General features: G+C 63.8%; 3 protein-coding genes and 1 pseudogene. All 4 read left to right on the top strand.

Annotation, left to right across the window (positions count from 1 at the left end; all coding sequences use genetic code 11):
• Positions 1-121: 121 nt before the first annotated feature.
• Positions 122-820, top strand: coding sequence for a P-type conjugative transfer protein TrbJ (gene trbJ, locus HOC_RS20195; protein WP_035542253.1), 699 nt, complete (start codon positions 122-124; stop codon positions 818-820).
• Between the two features lie 9 nt (positions 821-829).
• On the top strand, positions 830-2140 hold the full coding sequence (gene trbL, locus HOC_RS20200; RefSeq protein WP_035542256.1) for a P-type conjugative transfer protein TrbL: 1311 nt from the start codon (positions 830-832) through the stop codon (positions 2138-2140).
• Between the two features lie 3 nt (positions 2141-2143).
• Positions 2144-2836 carry a conjugal transfer protein TrbF gene (gene trbF, locus HOC_RS20205; RefSeq protein ID WP_035542259.1) on the top strand — a complete coding sequence of 231 codons (693 nt, stop codon included), beginning with the start codon at positions 2144-2146 and terminating at the stop codon, positions 2834-2836.
• A 5-nt stretch (positions 2837-2841) separates the two neighbouring features.
• Positions 2842-3145, top strand: a pseudogene (locus HOC_RS20210) (P-type conjugative transfer protein TrbG); the annotation flags it as partial.

Consider the following 3145-nt stretch of genomic DNA (forward strand, 5'->3'; position numbering starts at 1 on the left):
GCTCATCGAGAAAGGCCTGCCCTGGGCCGCCAACCTGCTTGCCCGCTGGCCCGGACAGGATCCGGGCGCACACGAGCCGCTCGCCCCATCCCACGCCGTGGCAGCCGAATAGGAGTCCCAGATGAAACGCCTTCTCGCTTCCGTCGCTCTCTGCGCCCTGCCGATATCCGCGATCATCGCGCCGCCCGCGTCAGCGCAATTGGCAGTGTACGACCCCGCCAACCACATCCAGAACATCTACCAGGCCGTGCGCGCCCTGCAGCAGGTGGATCAGCAGGTCCAGCAACTCACCCATGAGATCGCGATGCTGGAGAACATGGCCCGCGATCTGGAAAACCTGCCGGACTCCATCGCGAGCGACATCCTCAGCCGCATGCAGCGTATCGACGATCTGATGCGTGATGCCGAAGGCATTGGCTACAGGGTCGAAGAGATCGACCGCGCGTATGAAGCGGCCTATCCGGAAGATTATGGGGATACGCCGCCGGAGAATGCCATCCTCGTTGAAGAGGCCCATGCGCGCTGGAAACAGTCACGCACCGCCTGGCGCGAAAGCCTTGCCGTCACGGCGCAGGTCATCGCATTGGCGCGGGAAGATTCCTCCAGCCTGGGCCGCCTGATCGGCGACAGCCAGTCGGCTGTCGGCAATCTCCAGGTCCTGCAGGCCGGCAACCAGATCGAGGCGCTTCAGACCCAGCAGCTGATGCAGATGGAAAGCATGATGGCCGCTCACTACCGCGCCGAGGCGCTGGAACGCTCGCGCAACCTTGCCGAGGCGGCACGCGGCCGGGCCCGCACAAAATCATTCCTGGAGAACTAAAAGCCCACCATGGACGTGATCGACACCTTCCTTGCCACTTTCATCACCTATATCGACAGCGGCTTCGGGCTGCTGGCGGGCGATGTCGCCTATCTCTCGACCACGCTCATCGCCATCGACATCACATTGGCGGGTCTGTTCTGGGCGCTCAGCCAGAACGCAGAAATTATCGCGGGGCTCCTGAAGAAGGTGCTCTATGTCGGCTTCTTTGCGTTCGTGATCGGCAACTTCTCGATCCTCGCAAACATTGTTTTCGACAGCTTTGCTGAGCTTGGCGTGACGGCGGGCGGCGGCACAATGACGGCGGCTGATCTCCTGCGCCCCGGCTTCATCGCCGGCGTTGGCCTCGATGCAGGCCAGCCTCTGCTTGAAGAGATCAGTGACATGGTTGGGCCTGTCAGTTTCTTCCACAACTTCATCATGATCGCGATCATGTTCGTCGCCTGGGCCGTGATCATGGTGGCCTTCTTCGTGCTCGCCGTGCAGCTCTTCATCACCATCCTCGAGTTCAAGCTGACAACGCTGGCCGGGTTCGTGCTCGTACCATTCGCGCTCTGGAACAAGACAACATTCCTCGCCGAACGCGTGCTCGGAAACGTCATCACTTCGGGCATCAAGCTCATGGTGCTTGCCGTGATCATCGGCATCGGCTCGACCCTGTTCGGCTCGGTGAGCGATGCGTTCCGGACCGGCGATGATGTGACACTCGCGCAGGTCATGGGCACAGTGCTCGCCTCCATTATCTTCTTCTGGATGGGCATCTTTGCCCCCGGTATTGCCGCGGGCCTGATTTCCGGAGCACCGCAGCTTGGCGCAGGCTCTGCCGCAGGTGCGGTCGCCGGTGTGGCCGCCGGGACCTATGTCGCGGGCATGGGTGGACGTGCGGCACTGGGCGCGGTCGCTGGCGGTGCATCGTCCGCCGTCAAAGCTGGCGCCTCGATGGCAGGTGCCGCGCGTACGTCATACACGCTCGGGTCGGTTGCCTCTGGGGCCAGCGGTGCAAAGGGCGTGGCTGCCGGGATTGCCGGTGTGGCCCGTGCGGGCGGTGATGCGCTGCGCCGGACCGCCTCACGGCCTGCCCAATCGATCAGGGACGCCTATCGCAGTGGCAGTCAGGGTGCCTGGCGCGCCACAGGCGGTTCGTCGACAGGCGACGCCGCCCCGGCCTCCAGTGCATCGACGCAGAGCCCTGGCTGGGCGCGGCGGATGCAAAACCAGCAGCGCGTGGCCCATGCGGGACAGATGGCAGCCCACAGCCTTCGCGAAGGCGATCGCGGCTCGTCCGGCGCTGCGCCCACGCTCAAAGACAAGGACGACTGACACATGATCTTCAAACGATCTTCCACCACTTATGGCCAGAGCCCGTTTCCCGAAACGCCTTACCAGAAGGCGGGACAGGTCTGGGACGAGCGCATCGGCTCGGCCCGGGTGCAGGCGAAGAACTGGCGGCTGATGGCGCTCGGATGCCTCGGGCTCTGTTTTGTCACCTCTGGCGCGCTCGTCTGGCGGAGCATGCAATCGACCGTCACGCCTTATGTTGTCGAAGTCGACGAGACCGGCGCGGCGCGCGCGGTCGGCCCTGCCACCGAGCGCTATGTGGCCAGCGATGCGCAGATCGCGCATCATCTCGCAAACTTCATCGCGGACGTCCGCGGCCTCTCCGTCGATCCGGTTGTCGTGCGCGAGAACTGGCTGCGCGCCTATGACTTCGTCACAGACCGCGCTGCCACCACACTCAATGAATACGCCCAGGCGAGCGACCCGTTCGCCGATGTCGGAAGAAAGTCCCGCACGGTCGATGTCGTTAGTGTCGTGCGCGTTTCTGAAGATAGCTTCCAGGCCCGCTGGATCGAGAAGACTTATGAGAATGGCACGCTGAGACAAGCTGAACGGTTCACCGGAAACTTCACAATCATCACCCAGCCCCCGACCGATGTGGCGCGCCTGCGTGCCAATCCGCTCGGCCTTTATGTCCACAGCCTCAACTGGGGCCAGGACCTCGTTACAGGAGAATGAGTCCCATGAACCGCTTTCTGATGTCCGCTTACGCCCTGGTCCTGCTATCGGCCTGCGCAACGACCGAGCTCGCCCCGATCGATCCAGGTGCATTCATCGCCGCGACGCCTGTCGAGAATGAGCCAGACCGCCCGGCCCTGATCGTCGAGACGGCCGTGCCCTTGCCCCTGCCCGGCCAGATGATGCCGGTCAGCGAGACCGCGGCCCCCCGGCGGGACCCCGGCGCAGTCCAAGGCAGCAGCACGTCGCCGACAGACACGATCGCTCAAGGCAGGACCAGCGCCCTCATTGAGCCCTCGGTCGATGGCT

The sequence above is a fragment of the Hyphomonas oceanitis SCH89 genome (assembly GCF_000685295.1).
Classification (GTDB): domain Bacteria; phylum Pseudomonadota; class Alphaproteobacteria; order Caulobacterales; family Hyphomonadaceae; genus Hyphomonas; species Hyphomonas oceanitis.

Excerpts from the sequence above, each read along its gene's own strand:
- trbJ (WP_035542253.1), top strand. The coding sequence starts at position 122 with ATGAAACGCCTTCTCGCTTCCGTCGCTCTCTGCGCCCTGCCGATATCC.
- trbL (WP_035542256.1), top strand. The coding sequence starts at position 830 with ATGGACGTGATCGACACCTTCCTTGCCACTTTCATCACCTATATCGAC.
- trbF (WP_035542259.1), top strand. The coding sequence starts at position 2,144 with ATGATCTTCAAACGATCTTCCACCACTTATGGCCAGAGCCCGTTTCCC.